Here is a 20,166-nt window from a genome sequence, read left to right as displayed (position 1 = left end):
TTTATAATATGTAATTTTCCAGTTAACATAACACAGTTTACAGGAAGTAAAAAAAGCATGAATTTGTTGAGAAATAACAAATTCATGCTTTTTTATTTTTAAATTGCTTCTGATAAGAATCTTAATGCTGTTTGGTTATTAGAGTCAACAGAAAGTATAAAATTAGCCATATCAATAGCTTCTTCTATAGTAATAAGTTTATCTGGATTACCATAAAAAAATAAAAAGTATTCTTTTAAATCAATATTATAAGGATCCAATCTCATTGCTTGTTTAAGATGGAAAAGTGAACATTGATAGGATCCTGGTATAATGCATAAAGGCTGAGATAACATTACAGAAGCCATGTGGTGTAAAGATGCGTTTTCATTATGAGAAATAAGATGACAGACTATTGTATAAGGAATCATACTTCTTGTTTCAAACATGGCTTTTATTAGAGTTTCTTCTACATCTTTAATTCTAGAGTTTTGAACTATTTCAAGAGCTCCATTAAAGTCTCCATATTCAATACATTTATATAGTTTTTCCATTTTTTATTCCTCAACTCCTTGCTTTTTCTTCTGTATTCCATTTGTATAAAAGTGGAATTGTCGTTACTAGAAATATAATTTCTATAATGCTGAATCGTGTATTCTATATAATAACTATATCTCCTTAAAAAGAAGGTTTATTGGTAGAATTTCTTTTACTTGCGTTTTCTGTTCTATGGACCAATAAGTACGCAAAAAAACTTATAATACCAAATGAAACACCGAATAATGTAAATACCAACTTACTTTGTAAAACTTCGAGTAATAAACTTGATAAGATAGGGCCTATAGCCATACCTATATATCTTACAAAGTTAAATACTCCCATAGCACTAGCCCTATATTGTTCAAATTTATTAGTTAATATGGTTGCGTAACAAGGTGTTAAAATTCCAATACCTATTCCGTAGACTAATAAGCTTAGAGACATGGGAACTAAGGAAACCTTATGTGTAATTCCAAAACCGATAATACTAAGAGTGATAATAAGATTAGTAAACGTAAACACTTTCATTAAAGAAATATTCTTTTGAACATATTTAAAAATTAAACTCCCAGCTATAAGACTTATAGTCATAGGTAAGTAAAGCAAACCCACAACATTTAGATTTAAGTGATAATGGTCGGTTAGTAATATAGGCAGATAGACCAAGATTGAGAAGTAGACTAGAAAGTTTAAAAAGCTTAATGACAATAATAAACTCCCTATTTTATCTTGAATAATTATGGGGTAAAACTTAAGGGTATTACCCTTATTTTTCTTTTGTTTCTTTTGATCTTTAGGAAAGAATAAAATATTAATAATAAGTAAAAGTACAGATATACCTACTAGTATCCAAAACACACCATAATAATTATATTGTTCACCTATTATCCCCCCTAAAATTGGGGCTACTGCAGGAGCAATGGATAAAAGAGTTTGATAAGTACCCATAGCACTTCCGCGTTTATTTCCATCAAAAAGATCTGTAATGGTTGCAGCAGCAATTAATGGAATAGCTGCTGTCCCAAGGGCTTGCAAAGAGCGAAAAATTAGAAATAAAGTAAAGTTACTTGTAACCGCACATCCAACACTAGCGACTACTGTAAGTATGAGACATGGAAAGAGAATAAAACGGCTTCCTTTTAAGTCAAGAATTGTACCATAGACGATTTGCATAATAGCCGTGATAAAGATAAATAACGAAACCGTTAAGTTAACCATTGTTGTTGTTACGTGAAATGAATCTTTAATTAAAGGAATAATGGGTGAATAAATATTTTGATTTAAAGATGCAAAAAAAGCACTTACACAAACTATATACAAAACAACTGAAGATTTAGGATTCCGATATTTCATGTTGATCTCCTACCTTATAGATTTATTCAAATAACAATTAATTACATATTTTTACAATTTAAGTTTTTATTATTCTTCAGTTAACTGATTTATCATTTTTCCAAGGAACTCTAATATTACTTTTTGCTTATCATCTGAAAAGTTATCTATTAATTCATAGAATTGGTCTCTCTTTTTGTTATGTAATTTTTCATGAAGGGCAAATACCTGTTTTCCTCTCGATGTAAGCTTAAAATAGATTTCCTTTTTATTATCAGACAATTGAAATCTTTTAATTAGCTCATCTTTTGTTAATTTACGGGTGATTTTGGTAATATTCGCCTTTGACAAATTCATTTTCGTAGCTATTCCTATATTATTAATAGGTTCATTATGTCCTATACATTCAATTACATGGATACTACTCATATTACTAGGCAATAGTTCTAATTGATTAAATTCTTGCTCATCAAGATAATGAGAAAATGTTTGGGAGACTGTGTCAACCTTTTGTTCATTAAGGTGTAGTAATTGTAAATAGCTTTCATATATTAAATGTTTCGATAATTGAGACATATAAATTCCTTACCTTTCCAATAGTTAATATTTTATCGTTTACAGGTAAACAATAAAATATTAACCGTTTATTACCCATATGTCAAATATAGGTTTAAGTAACATTATTAAATAAATTATGAAGTGAATAAAGACTAATACGTAAGACTTTATTCACCTCATAATTTACAATTTTTTTAAAAAATGTTGACTTTTACAAATACATAGATTTAAAATAGGTTTTGTTTACTAGTAAACATTAATTGTTTATTTATAGGAGTGAAAATAGCTATGACCCAGGTCTTTTTAGAGAAATTAGCTACAAAACTATTTAACGTCCATCATCTATCGAAAAATTGCGAAAATATTTTCAACAGAAAAAAGCATTTATTAATTGGGATTAGCCCTTTCAACAGCAGATTTTCAGAAGAATATATTTATCGACTAATTGAATGGGGAACTCAAGAGTTCAAGGATGTATCGGTCCTTTTAGCCGGAAATGAGGCTGCAAATCTCTTGGAAGCTTTAGGTACACCTAGAACTAAAGCTGAACGTAAGGTTAGAAAAGAAGTGAATCGTAATCGCCGGTTTGCTGAAAGAGCACTTGCCGCAAACGGTGGTAACCCGGAATCCATTTGTACTTTTTCTGACTTTAATACTCAACCTATATATTCTGAGATGCGTAGAGAAATAGAGAATGCCTTTTTAAATCAACCAAATTTTCGTAATGCCTGTTTAGAAATGTCACATGCAGCCATTTTAGGAAGAGCTTCTGGAACAAATATGGATATTTCATCGGTTAGTGATGAAATGTTAAATACTGCTGTTCAATATGTTTTAGCTGAGCTCCCATTCTTCATTGGGGCACCTGATATCTTAGGAATTGAAGAAACTGTACTTGCGTACCATAAACCATGGAAATTAGGCGAACAAATAAAAGCTGAACAATTTTCTATAAAAATGCAAAAAAATCAAGGATACATAGTTGTCGATGAAGTTCGATAAATCTATATACCTAAACTTTTAGGAGGAGTAGACATGAATACGTCAGTTAAAGCATTTAGTATTTTATCAAAGCAATTCCATGAAGATCCATACAAACATTTTGCGGAGCTTCGGGATTCACATCCTGTTTATTATGAAAAAGAGATTGATAGTTACTTTATTAGTAGGTATGAAGACGTAAGATACGTCTTGCAGAACACAGATATTTTCACAACTAAATCCTTAGCAAAACGTGCAGAACCTGTTATGCGAGGTCCTGTCCTTGCTCAAATGCATGGTAAGGAACATACGGCTAAGCGTAAAATTGTAGTAAAAAGCTTTATAGGAGATGCACTTAAACGACTAATTCCCTTAATTAAAGAAAATGCAGAAGTATTACTAGCACCACACTTAAGCAGGGGTAAAATAGATTTAGTTAATGATTTCGGAAAAACTTTTGCAGTGTATGTCACAATGGATATGCTAGGTCTAGACAAGAAAGATCATAAACTTATTGCTGATTGGCATAGTGGAGTAGCTAACTTTATCACTAGTATACAGTTATCACCTGAGGAGCGCGCCCATTCATTACATTGTAGTGAGCAATTAGCAAACTATCTTTATCCAATTATAGAAGAGCGTAGAAAGAATCCTAAATCGGATCTTATTTCAATATTGTGCCAGTCTGAATATGAAGGAGTAGAGATGTCCGATACAAATATCTTAGCACTCATTCTTAATATATTGTTAGCAGCTACAGAACCTGCAGACAAGACACTAGCCTTATTGATTTACTATCTACTAAATAATCCTTTACAGATGCAAGATGTGATGGAGAATCGTTCATTATTAAAACAGGCAATCGCAGAAACTCTGAGATTTAAGCCTCCAGTTCAACTTATACCAAGACAGTTATCTCAAGATGCTATTATAGCTGGGAAAACCTTATCTAAAGGAACGACAGTATTTTGTATGATTGGAGCTGCCAATCGAGATCCTAAAGCATTCGAAAATCCAGATGTCTTTAACCTTCATCGTCCAGATTTAGATGTTAAAACAGCTTTTACAGGTATTGCTCGACATGTAGCTTTTGGCTCTGGTATCCATAATTGTGTAGGTGCAGCTTTTGCAGGCACAGAAATTGAAGTAGTAGCTAACATTGTTTTAGATAAACTGAAAAATATGAAACTAGAAGATGGATTTAATTATAAAGAAAATGGTCTCTATACACGTGGCCCTGTCTCCCTTCCACTAACATTTACTCCAATTAAAGAATAAATTCGGCTCTGTTTTTACTAAAGACATTTGATTATGGCATGTTAATTTAGCATGCCATAATTTTAATATTAGATCTGTTTTGCCCACTCATCTAAAAACCTAATAATAATCTTCAATTCAGAATCTGAAAATTTATTAAGCAATTTTAAATATTTTTCCTTCGTTATTTCGTGCATCTTATCATGAATAGTAGCTAATTTTACTCCCTCACTAGTTAAGGAGTAAAAGGTTTCCTTATTATTGCCCTCATTTTTATGAGCTATAACTATGGCATATTGGATAAGAATATGGATTGCCTTAGATACTGCAGGTTTTGAAATTTTAAGTTCGTTAGCAAGAAAAGTATTATTTACATCCTTGTGCCTATTTATTAAAGAAACAATATGCAATTGAGTAATAGTCCACTTGTTATCAGCACTGCTTACATCTTGAGCTAACTTGTTTGCAATTGCTTGTCTATTTTGGACTTTCTTTTCTCTAGTCATTATTAAGCATTCAATGGCTTGAACTACTTCTCTATGAAGATCTTCCATTCAAAACACCCCAACTTTATTATATTGTTTACTAGTTAACTATATAATAAAGTTTACTGGTTAATAAAATTGTTGTCAAGCTAAATATAATTATTCATTAAATAAATTCAAGATTTGATTACCCATATAAAAGAACACATATTATATGTAAATGCTAGTTAACATATAACATGTTATCGGAACAAAGAACCTAATTGATATCAATTAGGTTCTTTGTTCAAGCATTTGTAAGTGTGTTTCTTTTGTCGAATTTTTCTTCTTTAAACCGTAGCCTACTACTCGGTCCATAGCAATATGAGATGTCCAAATTAGTCCAAGCATAGTTATTAATTTGTTATCTATCCAGTTCCCTAAAATAATACATAAAACAGAGAAGAGATATGTATGAAAAAGGTTATAAGTAATAGATCCTACATTCTTATTAATAAGATAACCAAAAGCAGCAAAATCTGGACTTAAAAGCAAGACTAAAAACCAAAGTAAGCTAAAATGAAAATGATAAAAATAAATCCATACTACTATCAAGAAAAATAGTAATGCTTCTAGATGTAAGGTTTTCTTAATCAAATAAGCCCTCCTAACTTTTCCTTATTTTAACACAATTAGTTAATTATTTGGTTTACATAATAGAGTTTCTAGTAAGTAATAAAAGCTCAAACTCATCGAATTACAACGAGTTTGGGCTTTTTCTTGCCCTTTAAGTATACTTTTACGGACTTATGGGTTTTACTTTTGTTCAGCATTTTTGATATGAAAAGGAGTTATATTTTCTATTGAGGTAATTAAAATCTATAATTTTACAAAAATACCGATTTGAACATTTTTTCCAATAGTTGTATCATCTAATATAGAGAAGATAATTATAGGAGACCGTATAATGTTTAAATATTTTTACAAAGGTAAGTTCATTTTGCTTATTTTATCATCGTTATTAGTTGCTATTCTATTTGGTTGTGGAACAGTAGATAAAATGGAGTATTACGATGATACAAAAAGTACAGAGTTGTCGGAAGAAGTAAATGGTATATCTTTAGATGCAACAGAAGATAAAGTTAAAGAGGTATTAGGAAAACCTGACTTTATTGAAAAGTCAGAGGATAAGATGTTTAATAACCTTATTTATGGACGGGATAAGGAAAAACCAGAAATAGAGTTACAAATTTCTGATGGAAAGGTCAGTAGATATTTCTTCTATAGTGACAAATATAGCGCAACAAAAGGTATAACAAAGGGCGCTTCTAAAAAAGAGATTATAAAAAATTATGGTAAAAGCTACTATCAGAGAGATGAGACAGGCTTGAAGATAATCGGGTATTTTGATAAAAAGAGAAAAGTTAATATAGAATTTTCTCTTACTGATCATGTAGAAGGGATTATGGTATCAAAGATTGATTAAGATTTTCATACTATACTTGTGGATGTATTAAAGTTCTGTTCAGAGAGAAGTAAGTTGCTTAAAAATGAAAGAAGGTTCTTTTTATAGTATTATATTACATAAAAGTTAATAAAAACTAAACTCATTAGTAAAGGAGAATAAAACATTAAATCCCTTATTCAAAGAAGATTTAAAGAAATATTTGTTATTATATTTATCTTATTATTTGTAATCTCCATTCTAATCAATTGCGATCATTATTTTAACAGTAAAGAGATACAAAACTTTAGCTCACAATGTTATGAAAATGACGGTGAAGTCATATTAGAAATACATAACCCGATTACTAGCCAATATTCCTTTGAATGTAAATGAAAAACATTACTTTAAACTAGGAACTTTGTTACTTCGGCTTCTCAAAGGGTACGATTTGCGATATACTTGCACCTCATTCATTACTAAATAAATCCTTTTTTATAAGGTTAAAGTGAGGATTACTATGTATTTATTATTGTGTATCATTTTATCAACCATTGTGGGTTATCTTTTATTTCTTCTTGGTCCTTTACTTGGAGGAATTATTGCTTTCGGTATTATAGTAGGCTGCTTGCTTAGAGCTTTATATTTATTGAAAGATATAAGCCAAAGTATTTCAAAAACATCTCCAAAACCAAACAAAGTGGAAACAGCTTATAACAATTATATAAAAGAAAAAGATAAAACATGTTAATGTTAAATGTAGTAAAAAAGCACAAACTGATTGATTACCAACGGGTTTGTGCTTTTTCTTTTCTCATAGTTATACTTTTACAGATGGATTGCTAATTGCTATTAGGCTTCTAAATCTTCTTCATTATATCTAGTGATAATTTCTTTTATCTCTTCTATTCGTTCTTAAAGATTTACATTGATTTTGTATCTACAGATGCTATTATCAGAATTGATAAGTCACCGATTTTTTAAGGACTTCAGAATTTTCATCACTATACGAAACAAGAAGTAAAAGACAAAAAAGTTAAACAATAGATTAAATACTTGAAAACTGAATTGGCCACCTTCATGATATCCTAACCATTGCGTTGGGAAGCCAAAGTAATAAGTTTGAAAAACTTCATTAGCAACTCGAATTCCAATCTTTGGGATAAACGAAAATATTATAGTAGCAATGAAGCTAAGATAATATATTGTTTTCTTGCTATTGATTTGCACGCGCAGAACCCCTCTATAAAAATCTTTATATTTACATTCTAACAAATTAATGGAATTAGTTCGTTTCATATGTAATATAGAGGACTAGTTTATGTAAATATAACAATAAAGTTTTCAATTGGAAAAAATTGTTTATCGTAAACAAGTCAGTGCTTTTTTTATATCATGAATAAGCATACTTGTTATATCCTTTAATTACCTTTCCACTCCACAAAAAGTAAATATAACTTTATAGTTCGCAAAGAGGACGTCCGTAAAAGTTTACTTTTACAAACTAATAAGTTTTAAAAGAAGTTTCTTCTTTTTAATGTTTGTTTAAGTCCACAATCTATTTCGGACGTTCTCTAAAACATATAAATTTTAACGAACATTTTCAGTGAAATGTTGGAGAAGAGAGGAAATGAAAAAAGCCGCTCTTGATTAGAAGAATATACTTGGAATAAATGTATATAATTTACAAATATATTGTTAGAGGAAAAATTATCTTCATTATCATACCCTGTTCTTTTTTCTGTCTTCATATTGTTTAAAAGAATAGAACAAAAGTTTTGTAATAAGATAAATCAAAACACAGGTTTTGAATCGGCCGTCGGTTAATCTATTCTCCCCTTCTTTGTTTTTTTAAGAGGCATATTATCTTTAACTTCTAAGAAAATTTTAAAAAACCTCTTATTTTGGTAATATACCAGTTCACATTCACTATGAAGCACTGCAAAGGCGTGAACGACCATACTCTTTTTACCTTGCCTTAAGCACAAAATCCGTTTGTAATCTTTAATTCTTTCACTTTCTCTGCTTCTCGTTGAAAAAATTCTGATATAGACAACTTACTTATTTCCACTTTAGTCCTCTCCTTTTTAGATGATTCAGTATCAAAAATGGCAAGACGAAGTATTTGATTAAAAATAAAGGATAAAGAAGCCGATCTTTATAAGGCCGACTTCTTTATCCTTTATTTTTGAGTTGTACGATTTGAAAGCTTCATTGCTCTTTCGGTTGCTTCTGCTGCTTCTTTAAGAGCTTGTTTTGGATCTTTTCCTTCATACATCGATTCTAAAGCTTTTACAATGGCTTCACGAGACTCTGGTAATACTGAAATAAGCGCTCCTTGCGTTGCAGGAGATGTCTTTGTTGATTGAAGTTGTTCAACGGTTACTCGAAGCTGTGGATATTTTTTATACTGCTCTTTCACAAGCTCTTCTTCATAAGCCTCAGGATTGATTGATGAATATCCTGTTCCTGTATGCCATTTTGCTTGTACTTCTTTTGTAGCAAGATACTTCATAAAATCCCAAGCTCCTTGCTGAGTTTCATCACTTACCATATTTGTCATCCATAGAGATGCTCCTCCAATAATCACACCTTCTGGATCTACTTCATCAGGATGAGGAATATAAGCAACACCAACGTTAAAGTCTGCTGTATCAATAGTATTCCGTACGCCCGCTGAAGAATCTAAATACATCGCAACCTGCTTTGACTGAAAGGCTGCTCGAATATCATCCCAGTTTGTACCATAGTTTCCAAGAGAACCTTCTTTATTCATATCATTTAATAAATTAAAAATACGCTCCCCTTCTTTACCTTGGAATGTTGCTTTTTCTGCTGTACCCTCGCGACCGTTTTCTTGATCAACGTAAAGACCGCCTTGCGTTGCGAGAAGTTCCTCGAAGAACCATCCATAGTTAAGCATTGAAAATCCGTATTGCTTTGTGGAATTTCCTTCTTTCTTTGTTAAAGCTTTTGCTGCTCTTTGTAATTCTGAATATGTACGCGGCGCTTTCTCAGGATCTAATCCAGCTTCTTTGAATGCGTCTTTATTATAAATCAAAACAGGTGTAGATGAGTTAAAAGGCATCGAATACATTTTATCGTCCACTGTGTAATAGTTGGTGATGGCTTCTTCTAGCTGAGATGTGTCGTAATTATCTTTATCCATCCACTCTTGCACAGGGGTAATCTTCCCACTGTCAATCATATATTTCGTTGTAATTTCACTTGATTGGACAAGAGCAGGAGCAGTCTTAGATGTTTTTGTACTTCTAAACTTTGTTAAAGATTCTTCATATGTGCCTTGAAATTCTGCTTTAATCTCATACTTATCTTGTGATTCATTATAATCTTGTACGATATCATCTAATACTTTTTGGGTATCCCCACCCATAGCATGCCAAAACCTAACAACCGTTTTATCTCCTTCTTTTTCAACAGGAGCTACCTCTTTTTTTTCACTTGCATTTCCACTGCTACTATTAGAGGAACAGGCCGCTAAGCTCATGGCCATAAATCCAGCCGCCAATACGGCCGTACCTTTTTTCAAAAGCATCATAATTTTCACCTTTCCTTTCCTTATTTAATAGCTCCTTTTGTTAATCCTTGCTGTAGCTGTTTTTGTCCTAAAAACAAAAGTATTAACGTTGGAATTACAATAATCGTAGCCCCTGCCATAACACCTCCCCAATCTGTTGCAACTTCTTGAGAGCGAAGCTGCTTCATTCCAATTTGAACCGTTCTTGCACTATCATCGCTTGTGACAAGAAGTGGCCAAAGATACATGTTCCATGTTGTAAGAAAACTGTATACACCAAGCGTAATAAAACTTGTTTTACAGTACGGCACAACGACTTTCGTTAAAAAACCAAAGTGTCCCAATCCTTCAATCAAAGATGCCTCCCGAAGTTCATACGGAACAGTAAGAAAATGCTGCCTTAATAAAAAGATGCCAAAAGCTGTTGCGAAAAAAGGAATAGTTAAGCCAACATAAGAGTTCGTCCAACCAAGACCTTGAACCATAAGAAAGTTCGGAATCATCGTAGCTTCCCAAGGAATGAGCATTGTAGAAATAAAGATAAAAAATAGTACATTTCTTCCTTTAAACTGCAAAAAAGCAAATGTATAAGCTGCTAGACTTGATAAAACAAGCTGACCAATCATCACAACTGATGAAACAATAAAACTATTTTTTAGGTAATGAAGAAGAGGCATTTGTTCAAAAGCACTTCTATAGTTAGAAAATGTAAAATTTGACGGCCACAATTTTCTCGCTCTTACATCTCCCTCACTCATAAAGCTCACAGAAACAGCATAGAAGATTGGAAAGAAGATAACGAGAGCACTAATAATTAATAGTGTATAAAAAATAAATTTCTTGCTCCTTTTCTCTCTCATTGATAATGCACCTTTCGTTCAGCAAATTTGAACTGTAAAATGGTAAGAACGAAGATGAAGACAAAAAGTACGATGGCCTGTGCACTTGCTGTTCCAAAGTGATAGTTAACAAAGGCTTCTTTATAAATGGAATAGACAAGTAAGTTTGTCGCATCATTTGGCCCTCCTCCTGTTAAAATATCAATTTGCCCAAAGCTTTGAAATGCGTTAATAAGCGTAATGGTTGTAATGAAAAAGAGCGTCGGGGAAAGGGATGGAAGAGTAATGCGCCATAGTCTAGTAAAATACCCAGCCCCATCAATAGCTGCACTTTCATATAATGTTTGATCAATATTTTGCAGACCACCTAGTAAAATTAAAAATGAAAACCCAAGGTTCATCCATATTGTTGTGATAGACACAGACAAAAGCGCCCAATCTGGATTGATAAGCCACTGAACAACAGGTAAGTTTAGTGAATTTAATACGTTGTTAAAAAAGCCAACGCTTGGATGAAATAAAAACAGCCAAATAACAGCACTTGCCGCTGCTGATATGCCCATCGTAGAGGAGAAAATCACTCTAAAAAAACCAATTCCTTTTAGTTTTTCATTTGAGAGAAGTGCAAGAAAAAGAGCTGCTACAATGCTTGTTGGCACAGTATAGAGTACAAATAAGAAAGTAGCTTTCAAACTCTCATAGAAGACGGGGTCTTGAAATAAAAACAGATAATTTTCCAGTCCTACATAAACGCTTTGTTCTCCTGTTATATCTGTAATATGAAAGCTATAGTAGACGGTTCTTACAAGCGGATAAAAAAGAAAAACAGAAAACAGCAAAATAGAGGGAGCAAGAAAAAGAAGCCCTACTTTTAAATCAGATTTTCTCACTGACGTCTTGTTAGACTTTGGTTCTTGATCTATATCTCTAGCAAGTTCCATTACACGCCCACCATTTCCTTCATTTCTTGTATAAGAATGCGTTCTGAAGTTTCTGCATCAAAGTAATAAAGTTTATTTAAAGGGAAACCAATTTTTATTTTGTCCCCTTTTCCTAACATCACTTGGGAAGAAACTTTTGCTTTCCAAACGGACTCTCCCATATAAAAATTAATAATTGATTCGTAACCTAATACCTCAACAGAATGAATGGTAACTTCTTGCCCATTCTCATCTAGTTGAATATGTTCAGGGCGAATTCCTACTTTTACTCCCCCTCTCTTATTACTATAAAAAGGAATATGGAGATCTCCTATTTCTACCCCGTTATCTATAAAAGTTCCTTTTCCGATATTCATGGAGGGTGACCCAATGAAAGAAGCAACAAATTCATTTTCGGGCTCATTATAAATACAAAGTGGCGTTCCAATTTGCTGAACTTCTCCATTGTTTAAAACCATGATTCTATCTCCCATTGTCATTGCTTCAATTTGGTCATGTGTAACGTAAATCATCGTAATACCAAGCCGCCGTTGAATTTCTCTAATTTCAATTCTCATTTGCCCCCTAAGCTTAGCATCAAGGTTAGAAAGTGGTTCATCCATAAGACAAATAGGCGTTTGGCTGACGATAGCTCGAGCTAAGGCAACACGCTGACGCTGTCCACCTGAAAGCTGCCCTGGCTTTACCTTTAAGTATTCTATTAATCCAACCATTTCTGCAGCTTCTTTCAATCTTTTTTCTCGCTCATCCTTTTTGACTTTTCGGACTTTGAGTCCAAAAACAATATTTTCTCCTACAGTTAAATGAGGATAAAGAGCATAATTCTGAAATACCATTGAGAGATGACGATCTTTAGGTGGCAAAGAGTTCGCACACTCTCCTTTTATGTACATCGTTCCATCTGTAATGTCTTCAAGACCCGCTAACATGCGAAGAAGCGTACTCTTTCCACAACCTGATGGACCGACAAGAACGAAAAATTCTCCTTTTTCAATTGTTGCAGAAACCGTATTTACTGCCCTCTTCTGTGAGTTAGCATACACTTTTGAAATTTCATTTAATGTAATCAACTTACATCCTCCTCTAACTTCTATTCCAAGCGTTCCAACACTAGCCGAACAGTGATTTTTACCATATTTTACTTATAAGAAAAAGCCATTAGTAAAAAGAGGTATTTTTAGCTAACTTCTACCAGAATCCTTCTATGGTCTTTACTATATCGTTGATATATTAAGCTAGTTTTAATAGATGTTGTAGATTTTGTTAAAGGAAGAAGAAAAAAGAGAAAGAAAAAACCTCCTCTGTTTCCCGGAGGAGGTTTCTGTTATTAAATTCTTCTTTTGATAAAGGGAAAGCGTAAAGAAAGGCCAAGAAAAGCACAGAGGAAAAGAAAAGGAAATGCCGTTTTATATAAATTGCCGAAGCTTTCTCCCATTTTATATTTTGCTTCTTTGGAAACATTAGCAACGTAATTTTGTAGCTCCCTTTTCACAGCAAGAGCTTCTTGAACATTTTCTTCTTCATTTTGATTCCCAAACTTACTATGTATGGAACTTTTAATAATTTCTTCTTGCATCATCTCGTTGTTTGCATCGATTACGTTACTTGTTAACTGTAGCAATTCTTCTTTATTTTGAATCAAGTTTGATTTTTCAAGTACTCCTTGTGCATAATTTACAACTTTCTGTTTTTCGGTGTTCATTTGTGCTGTTAAAGAACCAACAAAGATAGCTACAGCAAGCACAGTCCCAACACCGCGAAGCATTGAGAAGACACTTTGCGAAGAAGCTAACAACTCTCCTTCAAAGTTAGACGTACTTGCAATTGTAGAAGTCGCAATAAGAAAACTAAATCCTATTCCAAGTAGAATACACAACGTTACAATTTGTTGCGATGTACTTTCAACAGTCAGTTTTGATAGTAAATAATATGCAACCCCCATCGTACAAAAACCAATGACAACAGGAATAATAAATCCTATTTTTTTCACCAGAAGAGCTGCAAATTGAGAAAAAAGAAAGATAGCTGCTGAAACAGGTGTTACAAGAAAAGCTGCTTCAAGCTCGCTTTTCCCTTGAAAGCGTGTCAGAAACTGAGGTAAAAGAACCATAACACCTATTAAAAAAAGGTAACCTGTTGAAGCTGTAAAAATAGAACCGAGAAAAAGTCGATCTTTAAAAAGTGAGAAATCAATCATTGGGCTTTTCACTCTCTTTTCTATGAAAATAAAGAAAAGGAAAGATAGAAAACTTAAGATATAACAGCTCCATGCATAGCCGCTATTCCAGCCCCACTCATTTCCTTTAATGAGCACGAGTGACACAGAAAATAAAAAAACGGTCGAAAAAAGAAGGCCACCACCATCCATTTTTGCTTTTACTTTCTCTTCATTCTTTACGTTTAGAAAACGTAGACATGCGAGCACTCCTATTAAACAGAGAGGAATATTTATATAAAAAACCCAGTGCCAGCTTAGTAATTCTGTAATAGCTCCTCCTATTGAAGGGCCAAGAGCTGTGGAAAGGCCTTGCGTAGCTCCTAACAGCGTTAACGCAAAAGCACGTTTTGTATTAGGAAGAGCACTTATACTAATAACAAGACTTAAGGGAATAAGAGCAGCGGCTCCTAGGCTTTGAACAAAGCGAGAAAAAACTAAAAATGTACCGCTTGAGGAAAATCCACATAGTAAGGAACCAAGTCCAAATAAAAGTAGCCCTCCTATATATACTTTGTTCTTCCCCACCATTGTAGCATAGCGAGTAAGTGGAATAGCTAATACAGCAATTGTCATCGTATAGATATTCAACATCCATGAGCTTTGTTCAAGCGTTGTGCCTAAATCATGTTGGATGGCTGGCAGCGTAATGTTCATAATAGTAGAATCTAACATGCATAGAAACATTCCAATACACATGATAAATACAATCCGTTTTCCTCTCATCTCTCTTCCTCTTTTTCTAAAGAAGCTAGTTCCCTGTTAATCCACTCTAACGTAAATAGTGCTTCATCAATTCCGTAGAGAAGCGTAATTTTTCGATAACGTTCCATTTTAGGATATTTTTCATTCAAACTTGTTAGATGTTCAGCTTGTTTGCTTGCTCTCTGTTTTTCTACTAAGAGCCACTCTATTAACTTTTCCCTGCTCGTATGCCTTCCAAAAAAGATGCGAATAAGCAAATCTGAACGAATAAGAGTTGGATGAAGCGGACTTTCTATATAATTTAAAAACTCTTCTCTTCCTTGTTCAGTTATCGCAAATAGATTTTTATTAGGCTTTCCATCTTGTTGAATAATTTGTTTGTAAATAAGCTGTTCTTTTTCAAGACGCTTGAGTGCTGGATAGATAGCCCCAAAGGAAGCATCAAAAAAATAGGAGACAGAGTTTTCTATCTTCCCTTTTAAATCATATCCGCTCATCGGCTCCTCCAGTAAGAATCCTAGTATAACATGTTTAATATTCATCAACAGTTCCCCTTTCATATTAACAATATTAATATTAACATTGTTAATATGAAAATCAATCTCTTTATACAAAAAAAGGAATGATTTTAAAATCATTCCTTTTACTTTTTCTTTATAAGTTCCTTTTTGTTAGCCTTTAATGCACAGGGTCTGATTCATCATATGTGACATATTTGTAGAGTTGGTCTCTTAGCACATCTTTCCCAAATGCTTGTTCATATTCAAAAAGAGCATTTTGCAAACGGGCTTCTGCAATAAGCTTCCGTGTATCTGTGTTTGACAATTTAGCAATAATATTTTCAACGACGTCTCGCATAAGAGCAGTTCTTGTAACACCTTTTTGTGCGATGTTTTCAACAAATTCATCAAGCTTTTCAATTGCTGTCCTATCTACACTTATTCTCATTTGTTCTAGTTCTTTTGGTTTATCAAGAAGGTGTTTCACATCACTTGGCTTGTAGTCCTCAAGGATAAATCGCTCAATAACGGCATTCCGATTGCGAAAAGATACGAATTGCTCCAGTACTTCTTTTGTCCCTTTTTTAAAATAAAAGTTAAGTGGGCGCACAGCTCTTTCTTTTGGAGGAATGGTGCTGTTTTTCTTTAAGTTTGTGATAAGCTGGGATAAAATATGTCTCATAAGAGAAGATCTATTTGCAATATAACCGTTTTTTCGAACATATTTTACAAGTTCATTTAGTCTTATATTTGTAGGTTCATCAAATAAAAATTTCTCAAGTTTTAATCCTTTCTTATCTCCTTCATTAATAATGCTAAGCTGCTCTGGCAATTGATATTCATGTAAAATATAATTCCGCAAAATTTTAGACTGCATAGACGAATCAACAAGTGATTTATACGTTCCTGCTTGTCTAGGCAACAGCGAAAAGGATACTTGTTTCATAAACACCTCTCCTTTCTCATCATAATATTTAGTTGCTGAATTATTTTTATACCACTTGAACACTATAATCTTGTAAAAATAAATCTCCTAGCATCCGCTGGAGTATTTTTGAAATCTTCTGTAATAAGACTTATTTTCATTGTATCGTATTTCAAATTTTTTTGAAAGTTTCAGCTCCTATCTCACCTTATTAAAGGCATACACTTTCATCAATCTCCCACAAAACACAAACAGCCTTGCTTTTAACAAAACAAGACTGTTTGCTCCTAGCTTTATTTACATAGAAGGATCTTTTTCTTTACCTGTTACAATATCTCTTACATGAAGAGGGTTTGTAGGTGCCTGAATTGTGCCGCTTGATGGTGGTGGCGTCCCTTTCTCTACCCAATTAACTAATAAATCAAATGACTGATGGGCATAAGGAAGGAGTGGCTGAAGCTTCTTTTTTGAATCAGCACTTGGATCCCAAACAAGACTATCAACGTGATTGCCATTTTCAATCGTATAAAGGCGATGTATATGGTCCTTTTTATTTTTCTTTACGAGCTTTTCATACGGATTTGCATGAATGCTTGGTGGAATGAGAGCATCAAGCGATCCAGCTATGCTAATAAGAGGCGCCTGGATGTTTCCTGTATTCTCAATCTGAGCCACGTTTTCTCTTACTTGTTTAGGACGCTTGAAGTAGTTATAATTTTTAAAAATACGGTCATTTGAGCGATCACGTACTCCGTTTATGATCGTTAAATAATCTTCCCATGTTAGTTTTTTTGGAGCGTTAGGATCGAATTCATCTCGGTATATATTTAGCGTAACAAACCAGTACGCTAAATCATGATAAGGCCAGAGTTCTTCAGATCCTTTTGGTAATCCTGCTTTATACATTTTTTTTATTGCTTTTTGCTTTTCCTTCCCTTCTCCATATAGAGCAGGCTCAGCATTATTTACAACATCTGTAAGAGAAGTAATTAAATTATCGTTATTACTTTGCCAAAGAACACCTTCCCAATCTACCCCACCATCATATAAAGGTGGCTCTCCGCTGTATTTTACTCCGTCATGCTCAAGGGCGTAGCGAACAACATAGCCACTGTTAGAAATTCCAATAGCATATGTTGGAACTTTATGGTCTTTTGTAATAAGCTTACTCGCGCTATTTGATTTATCTCCTTTTTTAATCAGGGATGAAGCATGGTTGTTCACTAAATAGGTTTGTGCAGCTTTCGTTAGCTGTCGAAATCGCTCATTCCATTCTTTTATGCTGTCTTCCTCGGAAATAAGCGCATTTTTCACTTTGGCAAGAGCATCATTAGGACCAATCTCCCCCTGTGTTCCTTTATCTGTTACTGCATAAGCGTAGCCTTTTCCTAACATATAGTCGCTAAACAACAAATCTGTACTTGTTTCATTTCGTGTAGCTGGTGAAGCAGAAACAACCAGTTTTCCATTCCATTTATCTGGCACCCGGATGATAAATTTTGAATCGTCAAAGTTCCCACTTATCTCCCTTCCCGTTATCTTTTGGGGCTTATAGTAGTTATACCATCCCGTATTGTCTGCTTTGCTTCCCCATTTATAAGGAATTAAGCTTTCGTTTCCAAAAAGTGCAGCTTTTTGATACTGCTCACTATTTACTGTTGTAAGAAATCTTCCTTCTTTCCCATCAAATACAGTAACTTCTACACCATGAGCCCCTTTCACAACAGGCGAGAATGCCCCCTCTGTTTTCTTTCCTCCTCCTACCGTGACAAAGCTTAAAGCTAAAAGAGCTATTCCCCATTTTAAAAGCTTTTTTTTCACTGTACTCCTCCTTTTTAAGAAAACGCTTTCTCCCAACTTACGTACCTTTTATATTCTTGTTCTTTCTGTAAAGTCCTGCTCTTTTTGTCCTATGAAAAAAAGCTTAAAAAACAAAAAAAAGGGGAAAAGAACAAGACAAGAAACTAGTAAAAACAAGGTACTTTTCTTTTTGTTTTTCACATATATTTAATAAACAATGCAAGAAAGGAGTTTTTTTATTGCTTGAAGTTATTAGCGTTCTGTATAGTTTCCTTACCTTTATTCCTTTTGCCTTCTGTCTTTCTCTTTTACTCACAGTCGGAGTCTTGCTTCAAAAAAAACGTGGATATCATATAAAGAAAGAAAGCTTTATCTTAAACAGCGTAGGTGGTTTTCTCCTTTTTTACATCGGCCTTTTACTAGTCAATCTTCAAGCAACAGGGCAGTATAGTGGACTTTCTGGGAGCTACCTTTGTCTTATTGCAAGCATTACGATGGTTTTGTTGATTCTGTCTCCTATTCAGATTAAAGCATATTCCATTTCAATCGCTTCTTGTGCACTGATCTCTCTTATATTCTCATTCAGCTTGACCTTTCTTCCGGCTATCCTCCTTCTAATAGGGAGTTCGCTTCCCTTTATAAAAGATGAAATTCTAAGAAGAATAGAAGAACCTGATGATGAAAAAAGCGCAGAACCTATAAAGGAAGTATCTATATAAAAAAACGCGCGCCGATAGGCACGCGTTTTTTTTTAAGCGACAGGGATATTCTTCTCTAATTTGCCGAGCAAATCCACCAACGTTTCTTGCTCTTTTGGCGCTAGAACAGCGAAATAGGCCGTTAGCATTTCTAAATGCTTTCCTTTTACTTCTCGCACAAGCGCACGTCCTTTTGTAGCAAGTTCTACCTTAACCATGCGGCGATCTTTCTTATCATGATAGCGATGCACAAGTTCTTGTTCACTAAGTCGATCCACAATAAGAGTTGCAGCGCTTGGCTTAATATTAAGCTCTGTAACAAGTTCTTTCACGTAGAGAGAACGTTCACAGTCAAGTAAAAACAACGTTTGAAACTGAAGGGGCGTGATGTTATAAGGATGAAGATTATGCTTAGCCGCTAACCTGATTTTCTTTGTAATACTCATCATCGTTTTGTGGGCTTTATTAATCGTTTCTCCGTTAGCCATCCTGTCTCATCCCTTCTCCATCGCTATTCATGATCTTTTTTGTTCATAGATTTAAGTGCTTTTCGAAAAGCATCGTCGTTCATTTCATTAGATGATGATGATGAAGACGCTGGTTTCTTTTCTTTATCACTCATGTTCTTTAGCGCTTGGCGATACGCATTATCGTTCATTTCGTTTGAATTTCTTTTTACAACTCTTGGCTCTTCACGTTTTTCAACAGCAGGCTTTTCGCTTTTCTTCGTTTCTGTTGGTTGTTGTGTCTTTTCCTCGGAAGGCTGTGTTTTCACTGTTTTTTTCTCATTTGAACGAGAAAGACTTCTAATATTCACAGAAACAATAAGTGCAATAAGTACAACAGCAATAACCGCAATGATTATAATTGTTAACATATAATCACCTACAGTTGCTGACCTTTGAATTTAGCTGTTACTCCTGCAACGCGTTTTCCTAGTGCCATTCCTAGCTGTTTGTCCTCTTCAGAAAGAAGGCCATTGCTTTCAACAGGACAAGTAATGCCTACACCGTAGTAAGAACCGTAAAGGGCATTTTCTGGGATATTTCCAGTGAGACCTGTAATAATCATACCTTGATGAAGCATTGGTGTAATTAAATTAAGCATCGTAGCTTCAAGTCCACCATGTGTTGTCGCTGTTGTACAAAATACAGCCCCAACTTTATTAATCAATTTTCCTTCTGCCCAAAGATATCCAAGCTTATCAATCCAAGCTTTTAAGCCTGAACTAATTGTTCCAAAGTGACCTGGACATCCCCAGATAATTGCGTCCATTTCTGGAAGTTCTCTTACATTTGCCTCATGAACAGAGCGGAGAAAAACTTCTCCACCTTGTACCATACGAGCTCCTTCAGCAATTGATTGTGCAAGCTCTTCAGTATGTCCGCCTTCGCTATCATAAACAATACAAATCTTCATAACCATTTCTCCCCCTTTTTCCCTTTAAATT

The 20,166-nt window shown here is 33.9% G+C and carries 21 protein-coding genes; 5 read left to right on the top strand and 16 right to left on the bottom strand.

Annotation, left to right across the window (positions count from 1 at the left end):
- Positions 1-98: 98 nt before the first annotated feature.
- From B9N79_RS06430 to B9N79_RS06420, 3 genes are all read right to left on the bottom strand, one after another.
- Positions 99-533, bottom strand: coding sequence for a hypothetical protein (locus tag B9N79_RS06430; RefSeq protein WP_040060585.1), 435 nt, complete (start codon positions 531-533; stop codon positions 99-101).
- A gap of 124 nt (positions 534-657) precedes the next feature.
- A complete protein-coding gene (locus B9N79_RS06425; RefSeq protein WP_085118009.1) occupies positions 658-1,872 on the bottom strand; it encodes an MFS transporter in 1,215 nt (404 codons plus the stop codon).
- Between the two features lie 69 nt (positions 1,873-1,941).
- Complete coding sequence (locus B9N79_RS06420) at positions 1,942-2,427, bottom strand: MarR family transcriptional regulator (protein WP_040060589.1); 486 nt, start codon at positions 2,425-2,427, stop codon at positions 1,942-1,944.
- Between the two features lie 270 nt (positions 2,428-2,697).
- On the opposite strand from B9N79_RS06420, the gene B9N79_RS06415 reads away from it, so the two are divergent.
- Together B9N79_RS06415 and cypX are read left to right on the top strand one after the other, a co-directional pair.
- The gene (locus tag B9N79_RS06415; RefSeq protein ID WP_085118007.1) at positions 2,698-3,411 is read left to right on the top strand and encodes a tRNA-dependent cyclodipeptide synthase; all 714 of its coding nucleotides are present in this window, start codon (positions 2,698-2,700) and stop codon (positions 3,409-3,411) included.
- 33 nt (positions 3,412-3,444) lie between these two features.
- Entirely contained in the window at positions 3,445-4,668 is a 1,224-nt protein-coding gene (gene cypX, locus B9N79_RS06410; RefSeq protein ID WP_085118005.1) for a pulcherriminic acid synthase, read from the top strand.
- Positions 4,669-4,736: 68 nt separating this feature from the next.
- Here cypX and B9N79_RS06405 read toward each other — a convergent pair whose 3' ends face one another.
- Entirely contained in the window at positions 4,737-5,201 is a 465-nt protein-coding gene (locus B9N79_RS06405; RefSeq protein WP_085118003.1) for a MarR family transcriptional regulator, read from the bottom strand.
- A gap of 204 nt (positions 5,202-5,405) precedes the next feature.
- Positions 5,406-5,768 (bottom strand): DUF4260 family protein, encoded by a 363-nt coding sequence (locus B9N79_RS06400; RefSeq protein ID WP_085118000.1) that lies wholly within the window; start codon positions 5,766-5,768, stop codon positions 5,406-5,408.
- A gap of 310 nt (positions 5,769-6,078) precedes the next feature.
- Here B9N79_RS06400 and B9N79_RS06395 point away from each other — a divergent pair, with 310 nt between their 5' ends.
- Both B9N79_RS06395 and B9N79_RS06390 read left to right on the top strand, forming a co-directional pair.
- Entirely contained in the window at positions 6,079-6,597 is a 519-nt protein-coding gene (locus B9N79_RS06395; RefSeq protein ID WP_085117998.1) for a hypothetical protein, read from the top strand.
- 478 nt (positions 6,598-7,075) lie between these two features.
- A complete protein-coding gene (locus B9N79_RS06390) occupies positions 7,076-7,306 on the top strand; it encodes a hypothetical protein (RefSeq protein ID WP_085117995.1) in 231 nt (76 codons plus the stop codon).
- Between the two features lie 1,431 nt (positions 7,307-8,737).
- On the opposite strand, the gene B9N79_RS06380 is transcribed toward B9N79_RS06390, so the two are convergent.
- The 8 genes from B9N79_RS06380 to B9N79_RS06345 all read right to left on the bottom strand — a co-directional run bounded on the left by B9N79_RS06380 (position 8,738) and on the right by B9N79_RS06345 (position 18,039).
- Complete coding sequence (locus B9N79_RS06380; protein ID WP_085117990.1) at positions 8,738-10,114, bottom strand: ABC transporter substrate-binding protein; 1,377 nt, start codon at positions 10,112-10,114, stop codon at positions 8,738-8,740.
- A gap of 20 nt (positions 10,115-10,134) precedes the next feature.
- Positions 10,135-10,953 (bottom strand): carbohydrate ABC transporter permease, encoded by an 819-nt coding sequence (locus B9N79_RS06375; protein ID WP_046217642.1) that lies wholly within the window; start codon positions 10,951-10,953, stop codon positions 10,135-10,137.
- The gene (locus B9N79_RS06370) at positions 10,950-11,873 is read right to left on the bottom strand and encodes a carbohydrate ABC transporter permease (RefSeq protein WP_085117988.1); all 924 of its coding nucleotides are present in this window, start codon (positions 11,871-11,873) and stop codon (positions 10,950-10,952) included. The genes B9N79_RS06375 and B9N79_RS06370 overlap by 4 nt, the downstream gene beginning before the upstream one ends.
- Complete coding sequence (locus B9N79_RS06365; protein WP_085117985.1) at positions 11,873-12,943, bottom strand: ABC transporter ATP-binding protein; 1,071 nt, start codon at positions 12,941-12,943, stop codon at positions 11,873-11,875. Before B9N79_RS06365 ends, B9N79_RS06370 begins: the two co-directional genes overlap by 1 nt.
- Positions 12,944-13,200: 257 nt before the next feature.
- Complete coding sequence (locus B9N79_RS06360) at positions 13,201-14,814, bottom strand: MFS transporter (protein WP_085117983.1); 1,614 nt, start codon at positions 14,812-14,814, stop codon at positions 13,201-13,203.
- Positions 14,811-15,335 carry a PadR family transcriptional regulator gene (locus tag B9N79_RS06355; protein ID WP_040056375.1) on the bottom strand — a complete coding sequence of 175 codons (525 nt, stop codon included), beginning with the start codon at positions 15,333-15,335 and terminating at the stop codon, positions 14,811-14,813. The genes B9N79_RS06360 and B9N79_RS06355 overlap by 4 nt, the downstream gene beginning before the upstream one ends.
- 136 nt (positions 15,336-15,471) lie before the next feature.
- Positions 15,472-16,239: a hypothetical protein gene (locus B9N79_RS06350; RefSeq protein WP_040056376.1), complete on the bottom strand. Its 768-nt coding sequence runs from the start codon at positions 16,237-16,239 to the stop codon at positions 15,472-15,474.
- 276 nt (positions 16,240-16,515) lie between these two features.
- The gene (locus B9N79_RS06345; RefSeq protein ID WP_082864739.1) at positions 16,516-18,039 is read right to left on the bottom strand and encodes a 3-hydroxybutyrate oligomer hydrolase family protein; all 1,524 of its coding nucleotides are present in this window, start codon (positions 18,037-18,039) and stop codon (positions 16,516-16,518) included.
- Positions 18,040-18,257: 218 nt separating this feature from the next.
- Between B9N79_RS06345 and B9N79_RS06340 the strand changes: the two genes are divergently transcribed.
- The gene (locus B9N79_RS06340; protein ID WP_046217646.1) at positions 18,258-18,737 is read left to right on the top strand and encodes a hypothetical protein; all 480 of its coding nucleotides are present in this window, start codon (positions 18,258-18,260) and stop codon (positions 18,735-18,737) included.
- A gap of 32 nt (positions 18,738-18,769) precedes the next feature.
- On the opposite strand, the gene B9N79_RS06335 is transcribed toward B9N79_RS06340, so the two are convergent.
- From B9N79_RS06335 to B9N79_RS06325, 3 genes are read right to left on the bottom strand one after another with little or no spacing between them, the layout of a single operon-like run.
- Entirely contained in the window at positions 18,770-19,204 is a 435-nt protein-coding gene (locus tag B9N79_RS06335; RefSeq protein ID WP_019392344.1) for a MarR family winged helix-turn-helix transcriptional regulator, read from the bottom strand.
- 23 nt (positions 19,205-19,227) lie between these two features.
- Positions 19,228-19,593, bottom strand: coding sequence for a hypothetical protein (locus B9N79_RS06330; RefSeq protein WP_040056378.1), 366 nt, complete (start codon positions 19,591-19,593; stop codon positions 19,228-19,230).
- 8 nt (positions 19,594-19,601) lie between these two features.
- Positions 19,602-20,135 (bottom strand): NAD(P)H-dependent oxidoreductase, encoded by a 534-nt coding sequence (locus tag B9N79_RS06325; RefSeq protein ID WP_026009551.1) that lies wholly within the window; start codon positions 20,133-20,135, stop codon positions 19,602-19,604.
- Positions 20,136-20,166 lie beyond the last annotated feature (31 nt).

The organism is Priestia filamentosa (assembly GCF_900177535.1).
Lineage (GTDB): Bacteria > Bacillota > Bacilli > Bacillales > Bacillaceae_H > Bacillus_I > Bacillus_I filamentosa.
Note: the sequence above shows the minus strand (reverse complement) of the source record. Positions and strands in the feature narration are given on the sequence as shown.